22 protein-coding genes are annotated in these 23238 nt (G+C 65.4%); 17 read left to right on the forward strand and 5 right to left on the reverse strand.

The window, feature by feature from the left end; all coding sequences use genetic code 11:
• Nucleotides 1-65: 65 nt before the first annotated feature.
• From cobJ to cobG, 4 genes are read right to left on the reverse strand one after another with little or no spacing between them, the layout of a single operon-like run.
• Entirely contained in the window at nt 66-1766 is a 1701-nt protein-coding gene (cobJ, locus tag CCOS864_RS25170) for a precorrin-3B C(17)-methyltransferase (protein WP_115088984.1), read from the reverse strand.
• Entirely contained in the window at nt 1766-2500 is a 735-nt protein-coding gene (locus CCOS864_RS25175) for a precorrin-2 C(20)-methyltransferase (protein WP_374045236.1), read from the reverse strand. The genes cobJ and CCOS864_RS25175 overlap by 1 nt, the downstream gene beginning before the upstream one ends.
• The gene (locus CCOS864_RS25180; protein ID WP_115088987.1) at nt 2497-3123 is read right to left on the reverse strand and encodes a precorrin-8X methylmutase; all 627 of its coding nucleotides are present in this window, start codon (nt 3121-3123) and stop codon (nt 2497-2499) included. The genes CCOS864_RS25175 and CCOS864_RS25180 overlap by 4 nt, the downstream gene beginning before the upstream one ends.
• A complete protein-coding gene (gene cobG / locus CCOS864_RS25185; RefSeq protein ID WP_276330497.1) occupies nt 3116-4450 on the reverse strand; it encodes a precorrin-3B synthase in 1335 nt (444 codons plus the stop codon). The genes CCOS864_RS25180 and cobG overlap by 8 nt, the downstream gene beginning before the upstream one ends.
• Before the next feature lie 116 nt (nt 4451-4566).
• Here cobG and cbiE point away from each other — a divergent pair, with 116 nt between their 5' ends.
• From cbiE to cycA, 14 genes are all read left to right on the forward strand, one after another.
• Entirely contained in the window at nt 4567-5778 is a 1212-nt protein-coding gene (cbiE, locus tag CCOS864_RS25190) for a precorrin-6y C5,15-methyltransferase (decarboxylating) subunit CbiE (RefSeq protein WP_115088989.1), read from the forward strand.
• Entirely contained in the window at nt 5771-6868 is a 1098-nt protein-coding gene (locus CCOS864_RS25195; RefSeq protein WP_115088991.1) for a cobalt-precorrin-5B (C(1))-methyltransferase, read from the forward strand. The genes cbiE and CCOS864_RS25195 overlap by 8 nt, the downstream gene beginning before the upstream one ends.
• Nucleotides 6865-7578 (forward strand): cobalt-precorrin-6A reductase, encoded by a 714-nt coding sequence (locus tag CCOS864_RS25200; protein ID WP_115088993.1) that lies wholly within the window; start codon nt 6865-6867, stop codon nt 7576-7578. The genes CCOS864_RS25195 and CCOS864_RS25200 overlap by 4 nt, the downstream gene beginning before the upstream one ends.
• A gap of 140 nt (nt 7579-7718) precedes the next feature.
• Nucleotides 7719-8156 (forward strand): NfeD family protein, encoded by a 438-nt coding sequence (locus CCOS864_RS25205; RefSeq protein WP_115088995.1) that lies wholly within the window; start codon nt 7719-7721, stop codon nt 8154-8156.
• A gap of 25 nt (nt 8157-8181) precedes the next feature.
• A complete protein-coding gene (locus tag CCOS864_RS25210) occupies nt 8182-9039 on the forward strand; it encodes an SPFH domain-containing protein (protein WP_115088997.1) in 858 nt (285 codons plus the stop codon).
• 96 nt (nt 9040-9135) lie between these two features.
• Nucleotides 9136-9528 carry a DUF2946 domain-containing protein gene (locus tag CCOS864_RS25215; protein WP_115088999.1) on the forward strand — a complete coding sequence of 131 codons (393 nt, stop codon included), beginning with the start codon at nt 9136-9138 and terminating at the stop codon, nt 9526-9528.
• A gap of 47 nt (nt 9529-9575) precedes the next feature.
• Complete coding sequence (locus tag CCOS864_RS25220) at nt 9576-10046, forward strand: copper chaperone PCu(A)C (RefSeq protein ID WP_115089001.1); 471 nt, start codon at nt 9576-9578, stop codon at nt 10044-10046.
• A gap of 22 nt (nt 10047-10068) precedes the next feature.
• Entirely contained in the window at nt 10069-10491 is a 423-nt protein-coding gene (locus CCOS864_RS25225; protein ID WP_115089002.1) for a DUF2946 domain-containing protein, read from the forward strand.
• Nucleotides 10492-10569: 78 nt separating this feature from the next.
• Nucleotides 10570-12636, forward strand: coding sequence for a TonB-dependent copper receptor (locus CCOS864_RS25230; protein ID WP_115089004.1), 2067 nt, complete (start codon nt 10570-10572; stop codon nt 12634-12636).
• A gap of 56 nt (nt 12637-12692) precedes the next feature.
• Complete coding sequence (locus CCOS864_RS25235) at nt 12693-14060, forward strand: PepSY-associated TM helix domain-containing protein (RefSeq protein WP_115089006.1); 1368 nt, start codon at nt 12693-12695, stop codon at nt 14058-14060.
• A gap of 61 nt (nt 14061-14121) precedes the next feature.
• A complete protein-coding gene (locus CCOS864_RS25240; RefSeq protein WP_115089007.1) occupies nt 14122-14910 on the forward strand; it encodes an ABC transporter ATP-binding protein in 789 nt (262 codons plus the stop codon).
• The gene (locus tag CCOS864_RS25245; protein ID WP_115089010.1) at nt 14907-15857 is read left to right on the forward strand and encodes an ABC transporter substrate-binding protein; all 951 of its coding nucleotides are present in this window, start codon (nt 14907-14909) and stop codon (nt 15855-15857) included. The genes CCOS864_RS25240 and CCOS864_RS25245 overlap by 4 nt, the downstream gene beginning before the upstream one ends.
• A complete protein-coding gene (locus CCOS864_RS25250) occupies nt 15854-16876 on the forward strand; it encodes a FecCD family ABC transporter permease (protein WP_115089013.1) in 1023 nt (340 codons plus the stop codon). Before CCOS864_RS25245 ends, CCOS864_RS25250 begins: the two co-directional genes overlap by 4 nt.
• A gap of 110 nt (nt 16877-16986) precedes the next feature.
• Nucleotides 16987-18414, forward strand: a complete 1428-nt coding sequence (gene cycA, locus CCOS864_RS25255; protein ID WP_115089015.1) for a D-serine/D-alanine/glycine transporter — start codon at nt 16987-16989, stop codon at nt 18412-18414.
• Here cycA and CCOS864_RS25260 read toward each other — a convergent pair whose 3' ends face one another.
• A complete protein-coding gene (locus CCOS864_RS25260) occupies nt 18415-18990 on the reverse strand; it encodes a hypothetical protein (protein WP_233673523.1) in 576 nt (191 codons plus the stop codon).
• Between the two features lie 245 nt (nt 18991-19235).
• On the opposite strand from CCOS864_RS25260, the gene urtA reads away from it, so the two are divergent.
• From urtA to urtC, 3 genes are all read left to right on the forward strand, one after another.
• Nucleotides 19236-20501 (forward strand): urea ABC transporter substrate-binding protein, encoded by a 1266-nt coding sequence (gene urtA, locus CCOS864_RS25265; protein ID WP_115089019.1) that lies wholly within the window; start codon nt 19236-19238, stop codon nt 20499-20501.
• 144 nt (nt 20502-20645) lie between these two features.
• Nucleotides 20646-22145, forward strand: a complete 1500-nt coding sequence (urtB, locus tag CCOS864_RS25270) for an urea ABC transporter permease subunit UrtB (protein ID WP_115089021.1) — start codon at nt 20646-20648, stop codon at nt 22143-22145.
• Nucleotides 22145-23224, forward strand: coding sequence for an urea ABC transporter permease subunit UrtC (gene urtC / locus CCOS864_RS25275; RefSeq protein WP_115089023.1), 1080 nt, complete (start codon nt 22145-22147; stop codon nt 23222-23224). The genes urtB and urtC overlap by 1 nt, the downstream gene beginning before the upstream one ends.
• Nucleotides 23225-23238: the final 14 nt, after the last annotated feature.

Consider the following 23238-nt stretch of genomic DNA (forward strand, 5'->3'; position numbering starts at 1 on the left):
ACAGGGGTTTTCACGCTATTCGAGATGGCCGTTTCAATCAGGACCGAAAGCCTTCCACTACAGATTCAATCCTGCGCCGGATACCAGCGTGGGGTATAGACCCACTGCCCACCGTCGGCGCGGGCAAACTCGCAGGTAGTCGAGGAGCCGACCAGCACCATGGTACGCATATCGACCATGTCCGGTTGCAGCTCGCCGAGCGTGACCACCCTCAGCGTCTGCCCCGGCCTACCGATGTCGCGGCCAAGGACTACAGGGGTCGGCGCGGCGCGGTGCTGGCGAACAATCTCCAGGGCCCGACCAAGCTGCCAGGGACGCGAGCGCGAGATCGGATTGTAGAAGGCCAATGCCAGGTCGGCCTGGCAGGCCAGGTCCAGGCGTTTCTCGATGATCGACCAGGGCTTGAGGTTGTCCGACAGCGACAGCACACAGAAGTCATGGCCCAAGGGTGCGCCCGCCTGCGCCGCGGTCGCCAGGGAGGCCGAAACGCCGGGCAGCATTTCCAGCTCCACCGCGTGCCAGTGCGGATCGCTCGACTCGTGCAGCGCTTCGAGCACTGCCGCGGCCATGGCGAACACACCTGGATCGCCCGAGGACACCACCACCACCGAACGCCCTTGCGCCGCCAGCTCGAAGGCATGCCGGGCACGCTGCATCTCTTCGCGGTTGTCGGTGCAGTGCAGCACCTGGTCGGCACGGAACGGCCCGGCCATGCGCACATAGGTTTCATAGCCGAGCACATCGTTGGCCCGTGCCAGCTCGGCCTTGACCGCAGGCACCATCAGGTCGGCAGCGCCAGGCCCGAGGCCGATCACTGCCAGACGACCACGGGCGCGGCCGATCTGTTGCGGATCGATCGGCTGGTTCGCGACCACGATGGCCAGGCCATCGGTCACCGCCTGCGGTGGCAGCAATTGCGGCATTACCAGAGCGGCCAGGGCACTGGCATCACCGGCGCCCGGAGCAAAGCGCAGGGCCACGCCCAGCTCGGCCGCAGCAGCGTGCAGGGCCGGGTTGGCCATGTGCTCGTCTGCTGCCAGCAGGCAGGCCAGCGCCGGCTCGGCAATCCGTGCAGCCTGCAGCGCATCACGAATAGCCTGGGCCAGTTCCGGCGGCACTTCACTGACCGCAACCATCACACAACGCGGATAGATCACCAGCTCATTGGCCGAGGCTTCACGGGCATCACAACCGACATGAATCGCCAGCTGCGCCTGCTCGCTCTGTGGCAACTGCGCCTGTTCCAGCCAGGGCGCGGCGCCGTCGATGCGCACGCTTTCACCGGCCAGCAGGTCGGAAACGAAGCGCTTGCCCAGTTCCAGGTCCGCCAGGGCATAGCCGCTGGGCGGGTTGAGCAGGCAGGTACCAAAGCGCAGCTCGCCGCTGGTGGTAATCGCCGCCGCCACACCCAGGCCGGCCGCGATTTCCCGGGCCATGACATTGACCCCGCCCAGGCCACCGAGCAGCGGTACCACGGCGCTGCCATCCTCGGCCACCGCCAGTACCGGCGGCTCGGCGCCCTTCTCCAGCAACAGGCCGGCCAGGGTGCGGATGACGATGCCGGCAGCGCACAGCGCGATGATCGGCGTGTCTTGCTGGTAGAGCTGGCGCAAGGTCGCGCCAAACTCCTGGTAACTGCGGTCGGCGCCTTCGACCCGGCCTTCAAGGCCATGGATCAGTGCGTCCGGGTACAGCTGCTGGATCTTGCGGGCAGTGGCCAGGCTGCCTTTGCCAAGAATGACGATGGCCGGGGCTTTACGGATCATCAGCCTTGCCACCTTTCACCGGGAACGATGATCAGCGAGAAGTACGGTGACGACTGCGGGTCGACCTCATCCAGCGCCACGATCTTCTGGTTGGCCATGGTCGCCCGTTCCACGTACAGCGCGCGCTCGGCCAGGCCGAGTTCGGCCAACACATCGCGGACCTTGGGGAAGTTGCGTCCAAGCTTCATGATCACCGCGGCATCGGCATCGGCCAGGCGGCGCTTGAGTTCATCGTGGGGCAGCACGCCGGAGAGCACCGACAGGCTCTGGTTGCGGTAGACCAGCGGCGCACCGAGCACCGAGGCACCGCCGAGCATCGAGCAGACACCCGGGATCACCTGCGCTTCGTAGCGCTCGGCGAGGCGGTCGTGCAGGTACATGTAGGAGCCGTAGAAGAACGGATCACCTTCGCAGATAACCGCCACATCGCGGCCGGCATCCAGGTGCGCGGCAACCTCAAGGCTGGCGGCATCGTAAAAGTCGCTGATGACCTGTTCATAGGACAACGGCGCCGGCAGCACTTCGGTGGTCACCGGGTACACCAGGGGCAGCAAGGTCTGGGCCTCCTGCAAATGGCTCTCGATGATGCCAAAGGCGTTGCCACGCTTGCCCTTGGCGACGAAGTAGGCCACCACCGGCGATTCGCGCAGCAGGCGCAGCGCCTTGACGGTGATCAGTTCCGGGTCGCCAGGGCCGACGCCCAGGCCCAGCAAACGTCCACGAGCCTGCATCATTCGACCTCCGTGGCCAGGGCATTGACCGCCGCTGCGGCCATGGCGCTACCGCCCAGGCGCCCCTGCATGATCACGAACGGCACGCCACGGCTGTCGGCGGCGAGCATCGCCTTGGACTCCGCAGCGCCGACAAAGCCCACCGGGAAGCCGAGGATCAACGCGGGTTTAGGCGCGCCGGCGTCGAGCATTTCCAGCAGGTAGAACAGTGCCGTCGGCGCGTTGCCGATGACCACCACACTGCCTTCCAGGTGCGGCCGCCACAGCTCCAGGGCCACCGCCGAGCGGGTGTTGCCCAGTTCGCGGGCAAGCTCCGGCACCTGTTCGTCGCGCAAGGTGCAGATCACCGGGTTGCTGGCCGGCAGGCGCGCGCGGGTAATACCCTCGGAGACCATCCGCGCATCGCAGAGGATCGGCGCCCCAGCGGCCAGGGCATCGCGCCCGGCCTTGCCGGCGCCCGCGGAAAACTGCAGGCCATCGATCGCATCGACCATGCCGCAGGCGTGAATCACGCGGACCGCGAGTTTTTCCAGATCGGCCGGGATGCGATCGAGCCGGGCTTCCTCTCGAATGATCGCGAAGGAATTGCGATAGATCTCCTGACCATCGCGGATGTAATCAATCATCAAGGGTGCTCCGTGAGCAGGCGTCTAGCAATGCGCCGGCTTCTTTTAGTGTGAGGTTGCGTGCGTGCAGCTGGCCGAAGCCTGGCTGGGCATCGTCACGCAGATACAAGTCGTAGTGGCCGGGGCTCTGCGCCAGCAAGGTCGCCGGGGCCACGTGGGCCATGGCGCAAGAGCGCGGGCAGCCACTCAGGTGCACGCTGGCCGGGGCACCGGGGGCCAGCAGGGTCGCCAGCAGGCGGGCATCTCCCTTGGTTTCGGCCTGGCCCTTGGCACAGCCGGCGGAACCGGTGCAGGCGACCAGACGGGACAGTTGCTCACTCGCAGAGACCAGCAGCCCCAGTTGGGCCAGACCCTCGCTGACCCGCTCGGCATGGCGCTGGGCAATAGCGGGCAGCAACAGGCTTTGCCAGGGTGTCATGCGCAGGGTGCCGTCGCCCTGTTCACGTGCAAGCCGGGCCGCGCCGCGCAGCATCGAAGGGTTCAGGCGGCCCAGCGGCGCTGCGGCACCGACAGCGCTCAGGCCGGTTTGCAACTGGGGATAAATGCCCAGATAGCTGGCCGCGGTCAGCGAGCGGCGCCATTGGCAGACCGCTGCGTCAGCCCGGATCGGCAAGCCCAACCCGGCGATAAACACCTCTGGCGCATGCTCGCTCAGCAACTGGCGCATCCGCGTCTGTTCTGGCCGGGCCAGGTCGAGAAAACGATTGAGCACCGCCAGCACCAGCTCATGCCCCCGCGTCAGGGGCACAGCGCCCAACGGCGCATCCTTGGCCGGGCACCCGGCCAGGCCGAATGCCAGCCACAGTTCGCCGTCCAGGTTCAGGGGGCTGAGCCATAAGTCATGGGGATGTTCGAGCATCGCCAGGGCTTCACCGCCATCCAGTTGCACGGCGAACTTGGCCGACAACTGATGAAAACGCGGAGTGGTTTCCAGCGACTGCAGCAGTTGCTGCGCCAAGGGCCGGGTGTCGAACAGCAACTGCGGATCAAGGCCGGCCACGGGGCTGAGCATCAGGTTACGCACATCATCGCCGGCCGCATCACGCGGGCCCAGGCCCGCCGCCAGCAGCCCTTCTATCAGAGCGCCATGCTCGCCAGCAATGCCGCGAATCTGCAGGTTGCCGCGGTTGGTGACTTCTATTTCACCCCCCGCATAGCGCTCGGCCGCAGTGGCAACGGCATCGGCCTGATCAGCCGTCAGCGCACCGCCTGCCAGCTTGATCCGGCAGATGCCGCCGTCCAGCGCCTGGACGATGCGCCACAACCCCGGACAGGCCGAGGGACGCAGCGAAGCTTGGGGCTGGTGGGCCGATACAGGCTGGTTCAAAAGGTCACCCGGCAATCGTGAAAAGGCACTTCAGTGTAGAAGGCGCGGTATTATGCCTGCTTTGTCCGAAGGCATGAAAAGCCTGCCGGTCGGATTGCGTTGAATTGAGGAAATCCATGTCGCCCTGGCTGACAGTAGTAGGTATCGGTGAAGACGGTTTCAGTGGCCTGGGCAAGCATGCCCGGCGCGCGCTACTGGGCGCCTCACGGGTGTTTGGCGGCCAGCGCCAGCTGGATCTGCTACCGCATTGCATCACTGGCGAACGCCTGCTCTGGCCCAGCCCTTTTTCCCTGGCGCCGGTACTGGCCCTGCGTGGCGAAGCGGTGTGCGTACTGGCCAGCGGCGACCCGATGTTCTATGGCGTGGGGGCCAGCCTGGCCCGGCAGCTCGATGTCAGTGAGATGAGCGTGCTGCCGATGCCCTCCTCTTGCGCCCTGGCCGCCGCCCGCCTGGGCTGGCCGTTGCAGGAGGTGCTGACGCTTTCTGTGGTGGCCCGGCCAATCGCTGCGTTGAACGCCCATCTGTACAGCGGCGTGCGCCTGTTGGTGCTGAGCAACGATGGCTACAGCCCGGCAGCCATCGCCGCATTGCTACATGAACGTGGCTTCGGGCCGAGCCGGCTGCAGGTCTTCGAGCACCTTGGCGGCAGCGCCGAACGTCGTCTCGATGGCACTGCCGAGCACTGGCCGCACACGCAGATTGCCGACTTGAACCTGATCGCCATCGAGTGCCTGGCCGCGCCCGATGCGCCGCGCCTGTCGCCCCTGGCCGGTCTGCCGGACAGCGCCTTCAAGCACGACGGCCAGCTGACCAAGCGCGATGTGCGTGCCATTACCCTGGCGCGCCTGGCGCCGCGACCGGGTGAACTGCTCTGGGATGTCGGCGCCGGCAGCGGCTCGATCGGCATCGAGTGGATGCGTGCCCACCCCAGTTGCCGGGCGCTGGCCATCGAGTCCGATGCGGGCCGCCAGCAGTTGATCGAACACAACCGCGATGCCCTCGGCGTGCCTGGCCTGCAGTTGATCCGCGGCCGTGCGCCGATGGCCCTGCAGGGCCTGGAGCGCCCTGATGCGATCTTCATCGGCGGCGGCGTAACCCGCGAAGGCGTGCTGCAGCATTGCTGGGAGCAACTGCGCCCGGGTGGGCGCCTGGTGGCCAATGCCGTGACCCTGCAAAGCGAGCTGGCCCTGGTCAACTGGCGCGAGCAGCATGGCGGCGAGCTGAGCCGTATCCATATCGCCCAGGCGCAGCCCCTGGGCGAGTTCGACACCTGGCGCCAGGCCCTGCCGATCACCCTGCTAGAAGCGGTCAAGCCTGTCGATGCGTGACGAAACCCGGGAACAACCCGCCCCGCTGCGCAGCGGTCTGACCACCGGCAGTTGCGCCACCGCCACCAGCCTCGCAGCGGCCCGCCTGCTGCTTGCGGGCCAAGGCGATGACGCCGTGCACATCACCCTGCCCAAGGGCAAGGTGGTGCAGATGCGTCTGGAGTTCTGCCGCCTGCTGGAGAATGGCGCCGAGGCCGGCACCCTCAAGGATGCCGGCGATGACCCGGACGTTACCCACGGCGCCCTGCTCTACAGCCAGGTGCGCTTGCAGGCAGAGCCCGGCGTGCGCTTCGTTGCCGGCAAGGGTGTCGGTACGGTGACCCGCCCCGGGCTGGTACTGGCGGTCGGCGAGCCGGCAATCAACCCGGTACCACGGCGGATGATGACCGAGCACCTGCAGCGCCTGGCTGCCGAACACGCCTACGGCGGCGGTTTCGAGGTCACGGTGAACGTCCAGGACGGTGAAAGCCTGGCGCTGAAAACCATGAACCCGCGCCTGGGCATTCTTGGCGGCCTGTCGATCCTCGGCACCAGCGGCATCGTCCGGCCGTTTTCCTGCTCGGCCTACATCGCCTCGATCCACCAGGGCATCGACGTGGCGAAGACCAACGGCTACCAGCACATCGCCGCCTGCACCGGCAACGCCAGCGAAGACACCATGCGCCGGGTCTACAACCTGCCGGAAATCGCCTTGATCGAAATGGGCGATTTTGTCGGCGCGGTGCTCAAGCACCTGCGCAAGGTGCCTGTGGATAAACTCAGCCTGTGCGGCGGCTTTGGCAAGATCAGCAAGCTGGCCGCCGGACACATGGACCTGCACAGCCGTCATTCGAGCATCGACCTGCCGCAATTGGCCGAATGGGCCGCGGCCATTGGTGCCGATGACGCCTTGCAAGACTCGATTCGCCAGGCCAACACCAGCCAGCAGGCCCTGGCCCTGGCCAGCGCCGCCGGGATTGCCCTGGGCGATGCCGTCTGCGCCCACGCCCTGGCCTTTGCCCGCAGCGTCGTGCCGGCGCAGGTGCAGGTGGAGGTGTTTGCCATTGATCGCCAGGGTGGCATCGTTGGCCATGCGGGGGGCTTTGCATGAAGCGCATCCTGTTGCTCGGCGGCGTTACCGAGGCGCTGGCCATTGCCCGCACCCTGGGCCCGCAGCACGTCTACAGCCTGGCCGGGATCGGCCGGGTGCCCACTGACCTGAACTGCCAGGTACGGGTGGGAGGGTTTGGTGGCGCCGAGGGTCTGGCCGCTTACCTGCGCGCGCAAAACATCGAACTGCTGATCGACGCCACCCACCCCTATGCCGCGCAGATCAGCGCCAATGCCGCCCGCGCCGCGCAGCTCACCGGCGTGCCGTGCTGGGCTTTGCGCCGCCCGGCCTGGCAAGCCCAGGCTGGGGATGACTGGCGCGAGGTGGCCGACTGGGCCGAGCTGATCGACGCGCTGCGCCCGTTCCAACGCCCGCTGTTTACCCTCGGCCGTGAGCCGCTGCAGCATCTGCACGAGATTCCCGCCCATCAGTTCTGGACCTTGCGCGCCCTTGAGGCCTGCCCGGGCAATGAGCGCTGCGAAGTGATCGGCGCCCGCGGGCCGTTTCACCTGGAAGACGAACGCGCGCTGTTCGAGCGCCGGCATATCGATGTGCTGATCAGCAAGAACAGTGGCAGCGGGGCGACCGAGCCCAAACTTGAAATCGCCAGGCAACGGCAAGTGCCGGTGTTGATCCTCAAGCGACCAGTGCTGCCGCAAGTCGACAGGGAATTCTTCAGTCCTGCAAAGCTGCTGGCAGACTTGCCTTGATGGATTTGTTTACACCACAACCTGTGGGCGCATAGCCATACAAACCAGATTTTAAGAAATTTCTTACTGGGTTGATTTGCCCCGTCCCCACCCCTCTGCCTTACACTACACCCCTCCTCCCCCCGGAAGACTTCACCCATATGGAAATGCAATGGTGGATCTGGCTGGTATTCGGTTTCGGCCTCGTAGTGCTCGAACTGGTCCTGCCAACCTTCTTCATCCTCTGGTTCGGCATCGGTGCCGTGCTGGTTTCGCTCATTGCCTTTTTGGCGCCAAGTCTGCAACTCGACATGCAGGTGCTGCTCTGGGTGGTGTTCTCGTCGATTACCACGCTGCTGTGGTTCAAGGTGTTTCGCAAGAAACAGCCCGACACCCGCTGGACCGCCGACAGCGTAATCGGCGAGGTCGGCCTGCTCACCGCCACGGTCTCTGAATTCCAGAAAGGCCGCGTGCGCTTCCAGAAACCCGTCCTGGGCAACGAGGAGTGGATCTGCGTTGCCGATGCCGAAATCCCCTCGGGCGAGCGCGTGCGCATCACCGCCATCGAAGGCAATACCGCCCGGGTTACCCGGGCCTGATCAGCAAAAAAGGAAGCTTTGACTCATGACCAGCCTTATCGTCGTCGGGACTATCGCCGCGTTCGTCCTCATCACCCTGTTCAAGGGGGTGCGCATCGTGCCTCAGGGCGAGGAGTGGATCGTCGAGCGCCTGGGCCGCTACCACAGCACCCTCAAGCCGGGCCTGAACCTGCTGATCCCGTACATGGACGTGGTTGCCTACCGCCTGCCGACCAAGGACATCATCCTCGACGTGCAGCAGCAGGAAATCATCACCCGCGACAATGCAGTGATCGTCGCCAACGCCCTGTGCTTCGCCAAGGTCGTCGACCCGCAGAAGGCCGCCTACGGTGTGCAGGACTTCTCCTTCGCAGTGACCAGCCTGACCATGACCTCGCTGCGCGCCATCGTCGGCGCCATGGACCTGGACGAAGCGCTGTCGAGCCGCGAACAGATCAAGGCGCGCCTGCGCGAAGCCATGTCCGAGCAGACCGAAGACTGGGGCGTGACCGTGCGCTCGGTAGAGATCCAGGACATCAAGCCGTCGCAGAACATGCAGGCCGCCATGGAGCGCCAGGCTGCCGCCGAACGCGAGCGTAAAGCCGACGTGACCCGTGCCGAAGGCGCCAAGCAGGCGGCCATCCTCGAAGCCGAAGCGCGCCAGCAGGCAGCCAAGCTCGACGCCGAGGCGCAGATCAACCTCGCCGAAGCCTCGGCGCGTTCGATCACCCTGGTCAAGGACGCGGTCGGTACCGAGATCACCCCGGCCATGTACCTGCTTGGCGAGCGCTATATCGGCGCCATGGAGAGCCTTGCCAGCAGCGACAACGCCAAGGTCGTGGTGCTGCCCGCCGACCTCCAGGAAACCGTGCGCGGGCTGATGGGCCGCAACAAGCAGGCCTGATGCGAACCGGGAGTGCGGCACTTCACCGCACCCCCGGTAATTTTTCCTATACTGGGCGCTACAATAGCCACCTCTGATTCCTGACCGGATCTTTCCATGTCCCCATATCGGCCCGCCATCGCCTGGATCGCCTGCTTCGCAGTGCTGTTCAATCTGCTGGCCATGCCGTTGGCGTCCGCAGCTCCCAAGGGGCCGGCCGAACAACTGCTGTGGGGCGCCTTCTGTTCGAGTGTCGGCGGCAAGGCCAAGGCTGAAATCATCGCCCTGGGCAAGATCGACCTCGGCCAGCAAGGCGATGATCACTCCAACATGCAGCACTGCTGGTGCTGCTCTGGTGCTGCGCCATTGCTGGCGCTTCCCGGGCATACCCCGCAGCTGAGCAAACCGCTGGCCCTGTCGATCGGGCTCGAACCGCTGCTGACGGCCTATCAACCCACGCCACGCCAACAGTGGCCGGCCCTCAACCCCCGCGCCTCCCCTCTGGTCTGAGTTCACTACGCTAACTGCTGCGAACCTGACTCGACTGGAGAATCACCATGTTCAAGAACGCCCTGCTGCTGGCCGCGCTGATGCTGCCGGCGACCTTTGCCACTGCCCATGAATACACCGTCGGCGAGCTGCACATCGCGCACCCGTGGTCGCAGGAACTGCCACCGAACGCGCCCAACGTCGCGGCCTATTTCGTCGTGCATAACAACGGCAAGACTGCCGACACCCTGCTCAGCGTCGACAGCCCGATCAGCGACGACGCCCAGTTGCACGAGCATGTGCACAAAGATGGCCTGATGAAAATGCAGCAGGTCCAAAGTGTCGAAGTACCAGCGGACGGTGAGCTGAAGTTCGCCCCCGGCGCCTACCATGTGATGCTGATGCAGCCCAAGGACCGCAGCCTGCTGGCTGACGGCAAGCGCTTCCCGCTGACCCTGCACTTCAAGAACGCCGGTGACATCACCGTCGAGGTCGCGGTGCAAAAAAATGCACCCGAGGAAGCCGCCCACAGCCACTGAGTGCTGAAGAAAGCTGCCCGGCGTGACTAGCGCCCGCAGCAGGTTCACCCGCCCCGCGCGTCCTGAGTCCAGGACGGTTCGCGGCAGCTGGCTGAGCCTGTTCGCCATGTTGATGATCTTTATCGGCCCACTGGTTTCCCAGTCGATGCCGATGGATCACCGTGCCATGCCAGCCGGCATGAGCATGGCCATGGACAGCGCCGCCGATTGCCATGCCGACAGCCATCACGGCAGCAGCCCGTCGCTAAAGGTAATCTGGGAGAAGTGCGGCTATTGCAGCCTGTTCTTCCATTGCCCGGCATTGCCCCAGGCGCTGAGCCTGCTCAACACTGAAGCCGTCCCCGCCAACAGCCAACTGCTCGTTCACCCGCGCCAGGGGCATGCCCGGCAGACGGTATTCCCCGGCGCCCGCAGCCGCGCGCCACCCGCCTTCATCGTCGTCTGAACCCACTACCCGCGCCCGAAGTCCGGTATCTGCCGTCGACTGCGCGCACCCTTACGACTGATCGATGTTGGAATCATTATGTCCGGCTGCACCGCTGTTTTTCGTCTGTCCCTGCAAGGGACCATCGCCGTGATTTGCGGCACCCTGCTCAGCCCCCTGGTCCTGGCCGCCAGCCAGGGCCATGACGAGCACCTGCATGAGCATAACGAGCTGAGCCCGACGGTGATCACCGCCGTCGCCCCCAGCTCGCCGCTGACCATCGTCACCAACCCCAAGGACCCACGCCAGCCGGTACCGGCCAGTGATGGCGCCGATTACCTGAAGACCATCCCCGGCTTCTCGGCGATTCGCGCCGGCGGCACCAATGGCGACCCGGTACTGCGCGGCATGTTCGGCTCACGCCTGAACATCCTCACCAACGGCGGCGTGATGCTCGGCGCCTGCCCCAACCGCATGGACGCCCCCACCTCGTACATCTCGCCGGAAACCTATGACCGCCTGACCGTGATCAAGGGTCCGCAAAGCGTGATCTGGGGCCCGGGCGCCTCGGCCGGGACCATCCTCTTCGATCGCGAGCCGGAGAAATTCGGCGAGCTTGGCAGCCGGGTCAATGCCAGCCTGCTGGGCGGCTCCAACGGCCGCTTCGACAAGGTGCTGGATGCCGCAGCGGGCAACCGCTACGGCTATGCGCGCTTCGTCGGCAACCAGTCGCGCTCCGACGACTATGAAGACGGCAATGGCGACACCGTGCCGTCGCGCTGGGACAAGTGGAACGGCGACGTGGCCCTGGGCTGGACCCCGGACGCCGATACCCTGGTGGAACTGACCGCCGGCAAGGGCGACGGCGAGGCCCGCTATGCCGGCCGTGGCATGGACGGTTCGCAGTTCAAGCGCGAAAGCCTTGGCCTGCGCTTCGAGAAGTCCAACATCGGCGAGGTCTTCGACAAGCTCGAAGCCCAGGTCTACTACAACTACGCCGACCACGTGATGGACAACTACAGCCTGCGCACGCCCTCGGGCATGGGCATGATGGGCATGCCCATGGTCAGCAACGTCGACCGTCGCACCCTCGGCGGGCGGATCAAGGGCACCTGGCGCTGGGATGACCTGCAACTGATCAGCGGCATCGACGCGCAAACCAACGAGCACCGCCAGCGCGGCGGCATGGGCGTCGATGCACACAAGCACATGGCCTGGACCAAGGACGCCGACTTCCACAACTACGGGGTGTTCGGCGAACTGACCTGGTACGCCGCCGAACAGGACCGGCTGATCACCGGTGCCCGCCTGGACCGCGCCTCGGCCAAGGACTATCGGGCCACCAGCGCCACCCGCGGCGACACCCGCGCCGATACCTTGCCCAGCGGTTTTATCCGCTACGAGCATGACCTGGTGGATATCCCCGCCACCACCTACGTCGGCCTCGGCCACGCCCAGCGCTTCCCCGACTACTGGGAGCTGTTCTCGCCCAAATCCGGCCCGGCCGGCTCAGTCAACGCCTTCGACAGCATCAAGCCGGAGAAAACCACCCAGCTCGACTTCGGCATCCAGTACCAGACCGATACCGTCGACGCCTGGGCGTCGGGCTATGTCGGGCAGATCCGCGACTACATCCTCTTCGACTACCGGCCGGGGATGATGGGCATGCCCAGCTCGCAAGCGCAGAACATCGACGCGCGGATCATGGGCGGCGAACTGGGCGCGGCGTACAAGTTGACCAGCAACTGGAAAGCTGACGCCACCCTGGCCTACGCTTGGGGCAAGAACAGCAGCGACGGCAAGGCACTGCCGCAGATGCCACCGCTGGAAAGCCGCCTGGGTCTGACCTACAGCCGTGATGTGTGGAGCGCTGGCGCCTTGTGGCGCCTGGTGGCGGCGCAGAACCGCATCGCCGAGAACTCCGGCAACGTAGTGGGCAAGGACTACGAAAAAAGCGGTGGTTTCGGCGTGTTCTCGCTCAACGGCGCCTACAAGGTCAGCAACAACCTCAAGCTCAGTGCCGGGGTCGACAACCTGTTCGACAAGGCTTACGCCGAACACCTGAACCTGGCGGGCAACGCCGGCTTCGGCTACCCGGCCACCGACCCGCAGCCGATCAACGAACCAGGGCGTACGTTCTGGACCAAGGTCGACCTGAGTTTCTGATCCAACCCGGGCGCGATCACTGATCGCGCCCTACCCAGGCAACACGGGAGCGCTCCATGGGCAAACCGCAAGTATCCTTCTACAACCTGGCCTGGCGCTGGCACTTTTACGCCGGGTTGTTCGTCGCGCCGTTCATGATCCTGCTGGCGATCACCGGGATCATCTACCTGTTCAAGCCGCAGCTCGACCCGCTGCTGTACCGCGACTTGATGGTGGTCGAGGCCGGGCATCACCGGCAAAACGCCGACAGCCTGCTGCAACAGGTGCAACAGGCCTACCCCAAAGGTCAGGTCAGCCAGTACCTGCCGGCGTTGGCCAATGACCGCAGTGCGCAGTTCGTGGTGCACAACGATGGCCGTGAATTAAACGTGTTCGTCGACCCCTACAGCGGCAAGCTGCTCGGCGCGCAGGACGCGCAGAACAACCTGCAGGCCGTCGCCCGCGCCCTGCATGGCGAACTGATGATCGGCACCACCGGCGATCGCCTGGTGGAGCTGGCTGCCGGCTGGGGCGTGGTGCTGGTGGTCTCCGGCCTGTACCTCTGGTGGCCGCGTGGCAAACGTACGGGCGGCGTGCTGTGGCCACGCCGGAACGCGCGCGGGCGCCTGCTGTGGCGCGACCTGCATGCGGTCACCGGCTTCTGGGGCTCGGCCCTGCTGCTGTTGATGCTGCTCAGCGGCATGACCTGGACCGGCTTCTGGGGCAAGCAATACGCTGACCTGTGGAACCGCTTTCCGGCGGCGATGTGGAACGACGTACCGCAATCCGACCAGCAAGCCCGGGCGCTGAACAACGCCAGCCGCCAGACAGTGCCCTGGGCCATGGAAAACACACCGATGCCGCAATCCGGGGCCCACGCCGAGCATGCCGGCCACAGCATGGGCTCCGGCGCAGCGCCAGCACCGCAGGTCAGCCTGCAACAGATCGAAGAGTTGGCCAACACCCGCCGCGTCGAACCTGGCTACAGCATCACCCTGCCGACCAGCGCCGAAGGCGTGTACACCATCGCCGTGTTCGCCGATGACCCGCGCAACGACGCCACCCTGCATGTCGACCAGTACACCGGCAAGGTCCTGGTGGATGTGCGCTGGCAGGATTACAACAATGTCGCCCGCGCCACCGAGCTCGGGGTGATGCTGCACGAGGGCAAGATGTTCGGTCCGCTGAACCAGATTGTTGTCCTGCTGATCTGCCTGATGATTCTGCTCGGCTCGGTCAGCGGCCTGGTGATGTGGTGGAAGCGCCGTCCCGAAGGCGGCCTCGGCGTGCCGCCACTGCGTCATGACCTGCCGCGCTGGAAGACCGCGACAGTAATCATGCTGATCCTGGGTGCGGCATTCCCGCTGGTGGGTGGCTCGATGCTGCTGGTGTGGTTGGTTGATCGTTATGCACAACCGCTGGCCCGGACAAATCCGCTAACATGAGCGCCCGTTTTCGATACGGGCCTGTTTTCGGCGTCATCGCCCGCAGGCCCGCAGGACCTTGATGAGCACCCTGAGTATCAGCGACCTGCACTGGTCGCCCCTGGGCCACGGCCACTGCCACCACCAGTTCCAGCTGCGCGACGTTGAGCTGCAGGTCGGTGCCGGCGAATTCGTCGGTCTGATCGGCCCCAACGGCAGCGGCAAAACCAGCCTGCTGCGCTGCGCCTACCGCTTCAACAAACCGGAGCGCGGCCGGGTGCGCCTGGGCGAGCATGACCTGTGGCAGCAGTCGTCGCGCTGGTGCGCCCAGCGCATCGCCGTGGTGCTGCAGGAGTTTCCCGATGCCTTCGGCCTGAATGTCGAGGAAGTGGTCGCCATGGGCCGCATCCCGCACAAAAGCCTGTTCGACGGCGACAGCCACGAGGATCGCCAGTTGGTGCAACAGGCCTTGCAGGCAGTCGGCCTGCAGGGCTTTGACGACCACACTTTCGCCAGCCTGTCCGGCGGCGAGAAGCAGCGGGTGATCCTCGCCCGCGCCCTGGTCCAGCAACCCCAGGTGCTGATCCTCGATGAGCCGACCAACCACCTCGACCCGCGCTATCAGCTGGAACTGCTGCAGCAGGTGCGCCGCCTGGGCATCGGTACCCTGGCGAGCATCCATGACCTGAACCTGGCCGCGGCCTTCTGTGATCGCCTGTACGTGCTCGACCACGGGCGCATCGTCGCCAGCGGCACGCCTGATCAGGTGCTGACCGCCGAATTGCTGCACGAGGTTTTCGGCGTACAAGCGCTGATCGACCGCCACCCTCTGGCTGACCACCCTCGCCTTACCTGGATAACCCAGCGATGATTCGATCCATCCTGTTGCTCGGCCTGGCCTTGCTGCTGGCCAGCCCCGGCGCTTTCGCCGAGGCCACCCAATACCCGTTGACGGTGCAGAGCTGCAACCGCCAGGTGACCTTCACCAAGGCCCCGGAGCATGCCCTGAGCCACGACATCAACATGACCCAGATGATGCTCGCCCTCGGCCTGCGCTCGCGCATGGTCGGCTACAGCGGCGTCAGCGGCTGGAAGGCGGTGACCCCGCAGTTGCGCAAGCAACTCGCCGGCCTGCCGGAACTGGCGGCCAAGTACCCGTCGGTGGAAACCCTGCTCAACGCCAATGTCGACTTCCTCTTCGCCGGCTGGGATTACGGCATGCGCGTCGGCGGCGACCTGACGCCACAGAGCCTGGCGCCGCTGGGCATCCCGGTCTATGAGTTGACCGAATCCTGCGCCTTTGTCATGAAGCGCCCGGCAGCCAGCCTGGACGACACCTATACCGACCTGCGCAACCTCGGCAGGATCTTCGACGTGCAGGACCGCGCCGAACAGTTGGTCGGCCAGATGCAGGAGCGCGTCGCCGTGGTGCAACAGCACTTGCCGGCACAACGTCCACGTGTGTTCCTCTACGACAGCGGCGAAGACCGGGCCATGACCTCCGGGCGCCTGGGCATGCCCGAAGCGCTGATCGCCGCTGCGGGCGGGCGCAATGTACTTGACGACATCGAGGCCAGCTGGACCCGGGTCAACTGGGAGAGCGTGGTCGAGCGCAACCCCGAGGTGATCGTCATCGTCGACTATGGCGAAGTCAGCGCCGCGCAGAAGCAGGCGTTCCTCGAACAACACCCGGCACTGCAATCGGTGGCTGCGATCCGCAACAAGCGCTTCGTGGTCATCCCTTACGTAGCAGCCACGCCAAGCCTTGAGAACGTCGAAGCCATCGAGACCATCGCCGCGAGCCTGCACGGCGCATGAGGTCCGCAAGCTCCCGTCATCGGCTGTTGCTGCTCGGGCTGTTCGGCCTGCTGCTGGTGTCCTGCGTGGTCTCCCTGGGCTTCGGTTCGGCGCCGGTGCCGGTCGAGGTGGTCTGGCGCGTGTTGCTGTTCAAGGTGTTCGGCATTACGCCCGACACCCCTGCATGGAGCACCGGCCAGGAGCATATCGTCTGGCTGATTCGGGTGCCGCGCATGCTCCTGGCGGCACTGGTCGGCGGCGGTCTGGCAATGATCGGCGCGGTACTGCAGGCAGTGACACGCAACCCACTGGCCGACCCGCACCTGCTCGGCGTCACCTCCGGGGCGACCCTGGGGGCAGTGCTGGTGGTGCTGCATATCGGCGAGCTGCTCGGGGTGCTGACCTTGCCCCTGGCAGCCTTTATCGGCGCGCTGTGCAGCATGCTGCTGGTGCTGGCCATCGCCAGCCGCCACGGCCGCCTGGACAGCGACCGCCTGCTGCTGTGCGGCGTGGCGGTGGCCTTTGTGATGATGGCGGCGGCCAATCTGCTGCTGTTTCTCGGTGATCACCGGGCAAGCTCGGCGGTGATGTTCTGGATGCTCGGCGGCCTGGGCCTGGCGCGCTGGGAGCTGCTGCCGATCCCGGCCATCAGCGTGTTGCTGGGCCTGGCCTTGCTGCTGGGCATGGCCCGCTCGCTGAACGCGTTGATGGCCGGCGAGCAGACCGCCGTGACCCTTGGCCTGAATGCACGCAAGGTGCGCCTGCTGGCGTTTCTGATCTGTTCGTTGCTGACCGGCGTGCTGGTGGCGATCAGCGGCTCGATCGGCTTTGTCGGCCTGATGGTGCCGCACATCGCCCGGCGCCTGGTCGGTGCCGAGCACAGCCGCCTGCTTCCGGTGTGCCTGCTGCTGGGCAGCCTGTTCCTGATCTGGGTCGACGTTGCCGCGCGCACGCTGATTTCGCCCGAGGACCTGCCCATCGGCATCGCCACCGCGGCCATTGGCGGCTTGTTCTTTATCGGCCTGATGCGCCGACGTTGATCACGGTCAACACCGCCCGCGCCTTGAGACGTATTGTCGCGCTAGCGCCAGGAAGGCGCGTGTTAGCCTAGCGGCGCACAACAAGACCGACCTCAACGGAATGCCTGCCTATGACCGCGAACCTGCCCCCGCAACACCCCGCACCCACTGACCATGACCACCTGCAACGCAGCCTGTCCAACCGCCACATCCAGCTGATCGCCATCGGTGGCGCCATCGGCACCGGGCTGTTCATGGGTTCGGGCAAGACCATCAGCCTGGCCGGCCCGTCGATCATCTTTGTCTACATGATCATCGGTTTCATGCTGTTCTTCGTCATGCGTGCCATGGGCGAACTGCTGCTGTCGAACCTCAACTACAAGTCGTTCATCGATTTCTCCGCCGACCTGCTCGGCCCCTGGGCCGGCTACTTCACCGGCTGGACCTACTGGTTCTGCTGGATCATCACCGGCATCGCCGACGTCATCGCGATCTCGGCCTATTCGCAGTTCTGGTTCCCCGACCTGCCGCAGTGGGCGCCGGCGATTGCCTGTGTCGGCCTGCTGCTGTCGCTGAACCTGATCACGGTGAAGATGTTCGGCGAGATCGAGTTCTGGTTCGCCATGATCAAGATCATCGCCATCGTCGCCCTGGTCGGCACCGGCCTGTACATGGTCATGGCCGGCTTCCAGTCGCCCGCCGGGCGCACCGCCGACCTTGCCAACCTGTGGAACGACCAGGGCATGTTCCCCCATGGCCTGATGGGCTTTTTTGCCGGCTTCCAGATTGCCGTGTTCGCCTTCGTCGGCATCGAACTGGTGGGCACCACCGCTGCCGAAGCGAAGAACCCGGAGCGCAACCTGCCGCGGGCAATCAACTCGATCCCGATCCGCATCATCGTCTTCTACGTGCTGGCGCTGATCACCATCATGGCGGTGACACCGTGGCGTGACGTGGTGCCGGGCAAGAGCCCGTTCGTGGAACTGTTCGTGCTTGCCGGCCTGCCGGCGGCGGCCAGCATCATCAACTTCGTGGTGCTGACCTCGGCGGCCTCGTCGGCCAACAGCGGCGTGTTCTCCACCAGCCGCATGCTCTTCGGCCTGGCCCAGCAGGGTAATGCGCCTAAGCGTTTCGAGCAGCTGTCCAAGCGCAGCGTGCCGGCCAGCGGCCTGCTGTTCTCGTGCACCTGCCTGCTGGCCGGGGCGCTGCTGATGTACGTGATTCCGGATCTGGTCGAAGCCTTCACCCTGGTGACCACGGTGTCGGCGATCCTGTTCATGTTCGTCTGGTCGCTGATCTTGCTGTCGTACCTGAACTACCGCAAACAGCGCGCCGCGCTGCACCAGGCCTCGAAGTACAAGATGCCCGGCGGGCGTTTGATGTGCTGGGTGTGCCTGGCGTTCTTCGCCTTCATCCTGGTGCTGCTGAGCCTTGAGCACGATACCCGCCAGGCGCTGATTGTCACGCCTTTGTGGTTCGTGCTGCTGACCGTCACTTACCAGTTCGTGCGGCGCAATCGTCAAGCCCAGCTTGAAAGCGTCAGCTCCCGCCAGGGCTGATCAACCCTCGCTGGCCTTGAGCAGTTCGGCCAGCACCGCGTCGGCCTCCTCGCGCTGGGCCGGCGTCGGTGCCTTGGCGAACTGGCTGCGGCCGTTGAGGGTCAGGTAGGCGTTATCGCCGTCGCCCCAGATGTACGAATAGACCAGCATGAAGCTGTCGGAGTCGGCGGCGCAGTACGGCGCGACGCTGCGCAGTGGCGCCAGTAGCGAGATCATCTCGCCGTAGTTCTCGCTGAACTGCAACAGGGCGAAGCGCCAGGCGCCCGCCTTCTCGTCGTACTCGGAGTACGTGCCCCAGCCACTGACACCGACCAGCTCGCTCAGGTTTCGCGCTACCAGCGGCCGCAGGTCTTCACTCCTGACCTTGCCCGGGCCATACATCCCCTGGCTGTCGAACCATTGCTGCCAATCGTCGAAGGCTGGCGCACCACCCGGCGGCGCGGCCTTGACCTCGGCGTACTGGGCAGCGGTCATGGTGCAACGAAAATACAGCGAGGACGGCTCGCTGGCCTGCACCTGCCCCATTGCGGCCCACACGCCGGCCATCATCATCCCTGCACACGCGAGCTTGCTCACTGTCGTCGTCCCTGAACTGCTTTCGAAGGCGGCGATGATACCTGCACGAACCAAAGCTGTGCAGACCCGTTTGCCGCGCACCGGCCACAGCGCCATCACGGTGCAAGCCTGCTTGCCAGCAGCCGCGATTCATCGTGCAAACCGCGCCCCAGAGCGCCTCGCACCACTCGGCACAGCCCTTGCTAACGCTCTTGGCGAAGTCGCCATCTGCCCAACAGAACATCCGATTCCATGGAGAGAGCACTATGAAGCGTCGCAGTCTGATCAAGGCCTTTACCCTCAGCGCGTCCATCGCGGCGATGGGCCTGAGCTGGAGCATCCAGGCCGCCGAGACCATCAAGGTCGGTATCCTGCATTCGCTGTCGGGGACCATGGCGATTTCCGAGACCTCGCTCAAGGACATGGCCCTGATGACCATCGAACAGATCAATGCCAAGGGCGGGGTCAACGGCAAGCTGCTGGAGCCGGTGGTGGTCGACCCCGCATCGAACTGGCCGCTGTTCGCCGAGAAGGGCCGCCAGCTGCTGACCCAGGACAAGGTCGCGGTGGTGTTCGGCTGCTGGACCTCGGTGTCGCGCAAGTCGGTACTGCCGGTGTTCGAAGAGCTCAACGGCCTGCTGTTCTACCCGGTGCAGTATGAGGGCGAAGAGATGTCGCCGAACGTCTTCTACACCGGTGCCGCGCCCAACCAGCAGGCGATCCCGGCAGTGGAATACCTGATGAGCGAAGACGGCGGCGCCGCCAAGCGCTACTTCCTGCTGGGTACCGACTACGTCTACCCGCGCACCACCAACAAGATCCTGCGCGCCTTCCTGCACAGCAAGGGCGTGGCCGACAAGGACATCGAAGAGGTCTACACGCCGTTTGGCCACAGCGATTACCAGACCATCGTCGCCAACATCAAGAAGTTCTCCGCCGGCGGCAAGACCGCGGTCATCTCCACGGTCAACGGCGACTCCAACGTGCCGTTCTACAAGGAGCTGGCCAACCAGGGCCTGAAAGCCACCGACGTGCCGGTGGTGGCCTTCTCGGTAGGCGAGGAGGAACTGCGCGGCATCGACACCAAGCCGCTGGTGGGGCACCTGGCGGCGTGGAACTACTTCGAATCGGTGGATAACCCGGTCAACAGCCAGTTCGTCGCCGACTGGAAGGCCTACGCCAAGGCCAAGAACCTGCCGGGCGCCGACAAGGCGGTGACCAACGACCCGATGGAAGCCACCTACGTCGGCATCCACATGTGGGCCCAGGCGGCGGAGAAGGCCAAGTCCACCGATGTCGACAAAGTCCGCGAGGCCCTGGCCGGGCAGACCTTCAAGGCGCCGTCCGGCTACACCCTGACCATGGACAAGACCAATCACCACTTGCACAAGCCGGTGATGATCGGCGAGATCCAGGATGACGGGCAGTTCAATGTGGTCTGGGAAACCGAACAACCGCTGCGCGCACAGCCGTGGAGCCCGTTCATTCCGGGCAACGACAAGCGGCCGGATTATGCGGTGAAGGGCAACTGAGTTGTCGGGGCCGCTTTGCGGCCCATCGCTGGCAAGCCAGCTCCCACAAGGACCGCGCATACCCACAGACACTGCAATGCCTGTGGGAGCTGGCTTGCCAGCGATGAGGCCCTGAGACATTCCACAACCGCGACGGATCCCGCTATGCCCAAGGCCCTCCAGCGCCTCTTCCTCGGCTTGCTCCTGCTCTTGCCGCTAGCCGCCCAGGCAGCCGACGCCGACTACTTCATCGCCGCCAAGGCCAATGAGCAGGCGCGCCTGCTCCAGGACTGGGCGGCGCAACCGGACCCGGCCCGCCTTGAACTGCTGAGTTCCCTGCAACAAGGCCGCATTGCCCCCGACGACACCCGCAATCTGCGCCTGAACAACCGCCTGCGCGGACTTGTGGATAACGCCCTGGCCAGCCATCAGTTGCTCAGTGCCGATGCCGAGGTGCGCCTGGCTGCTGCCCAGCAACTGCAAAAAAGCGCCCAGCCGGCACAGGTCGCCTTCCTCGACCGGCGCTTCGCCAGCGAAGCCGACGCCGCCGTGCATGCCGCCCTCGGCCTGGCACTGGCCAACCTGCAACTGGTCGACAGCGATCCGGCCGTACGCCTGGCTGCGGTGCGCCTGCTCGGCGAAACCGGCGACCCCATGGCCCGCACGCGTCTGCAAGCCCTGCTCGAACCCGGTGTCGAAAGCAACGCCGGCGTGCGCACCGCCGCCGAAACCAGCCTGGCCCAGGTCAAACGCAAGCTGCTGTTCGGCGAGCTGCTCGGCCAGGCCTTCAGCGGCCTGTCGCTGGGTTCGATCCTGTTGCTTGCCGCCCTGGGCCTGGCCATCACTTTCGGCCTGCTCGGAGTGATCAACATGGCCCACGGCGAGATGCTCATGCTCGGCGCCTATGCCACTTACGTGGTGCAGATCCTGGTGCAACGCTACGCGCCCGGGGCCATCGAGTTCTACCCGCTGATCGCCCTGCCGGTGGCCTTCGCCGTCAGCGCCGGGGTCGGCATGCTCCTGGAGCGCACAGTGATCCGCCACCTGTACGGCCGCCCGCTGGAAACCCTGCTGGCCACCTGGGGTATCAGCCTGATCCTGATCCAGGCCATCCGCCTGCTGTTCGGCGCACAGAACGTCGAAGTGGCCAACCCGGCCTGGCTCTCCGGTGGCCTCCAGGTGCTGCCCAACCTGGTGCTGCCCTACAGCCGCCTGGTGATCATCGCCTTCGCCCTGTTCGTGGTGCTGCTGACCTGGTTGCTGCTCAACCGCACGCGCCTGGGCCTGAACGTGCGTGCAGTCACCCAGAACCGCAACATGGCCGCCTGCTGCGGCGTGCCTACCGGGCGGGTGGACATGCTTGCCTTTGGCCTCGGCTCCGGTATCGCCGGGCTCGGTGGCGTGGCCCTGAGCCAGATCGGCAACGTCGGCCCGGACCTGGGCCAGAGCTACATCATCGACTCGTTCCTGGTGGTGGTGCTTGGCGGCGTCGGCCAGCTGGCCGGCAGCCTCTGGGCGGCCTTTGGCCTCGGCATCGCCAACAAGCTGCTGGAGCCGCAGATCGGTGCGGTGCTCGGCAAGATCCTCATCCTTGCGCTGATCATTCTGTTCATCCAGAAACGCCCGCAAGGCCTCTTCGCGCTCAAGGGACGGGTAATCGACTGATGAACCAGCCTCTGCTTGTTACCGCCAGCCAGAAGGCCGGCCCGCGCTGGACCCTGGCTATCGGCGCCGTGGTACTGCTGGTGCTGCTGGCCCTGCCACTGCTGTCGCTGCTGCCGGCCGGGCACAGCCTGCAGGTCTCGGCCTACACCCTGACCCTGGTCGGCAAGATCCTCTGCTACGCCATCGTCGCCCTGGCCCTGGACCTGGTCTGGGGCTATGCCGGGCTGCTGTCGCTGGGTCACGGCCTGTTCTTCGCCATCGGCGGCTATGCCATGGGCATGTACCTGATGCGCGAAGCGTCTGGTGATGGCCTGCCAGCATTCATGACCTTCCTGTCGTGGAGCGAGCTGCCCTGGTACTGGGTCGGCACCCAGCACTTTGCCTGGGCCCTGTGCCTGGTGGTGCTGGCGCCGGGGCTGCTGGCGCTGGTGTTCGGCTTCTTTGCCTTCCGCTCGCGGATCAAGGGCGTGTACTTCTCGATCATGACCCAGGCCCTGACTTTCGCCGGCATGCTGCTGTTCTTTCGCAACGAGACCGGCTTTGGCGGCAACAACGGTTTCACCCATTTTCGCAGCATCCTCGGCTTTGAAATCACCGCGCAAAGCACCCGTGCGGTGCTGTTCCTGCTCACCGTCGCCTTGCTGGTAGCCAGCCTGTACCTGGGCTGGCGCCTGGCCCGGAGCAAGTTCGGCCGGGTGCTGACTGCCCTGCGCGATGCCGAGAACCGCCTGATGTTCTGCGGCTACGACCCGCGCGGTTTCAAGTTGTTCGTCTGGGTCTTGAGCGCGGTGCTGTGCGGTCTGGCCGGGGCCTTGTACGTGCCGCAGGTGGGCATCATCAACCCCAGCGAAATGTCGCCGACCAACTCCATCGAAGCCGCAGTGTGGGTCGCTCTCGGCGGGCGCGGCACGCTGATCGGACCGCTGCTGGGCGCCGGCCTGGTCAACGGCATGAAGAGCTGGTTCACCGTGGCCTTTCCCGAGTACTGGTTGTTCTGCCTCGGTGCGCTGTTCATCCTGGTGACCCTGTACCTGCCACGGGGCGTGGTCGGTCTGCTGAAGAAAAGGGGCGAACAATGAGAGCCATCCCGCTA

Source organism: Pseudomonas wadenswilerensis (assembly GCF_900497695.1).
GTDB lineage: Bacteria > Pseudomonadota > Gammaproteobacteria > Pseudomonadales > Pseudomonadaceae > Aquipseudomonas > Aquipseudomonas wadenswilerensis.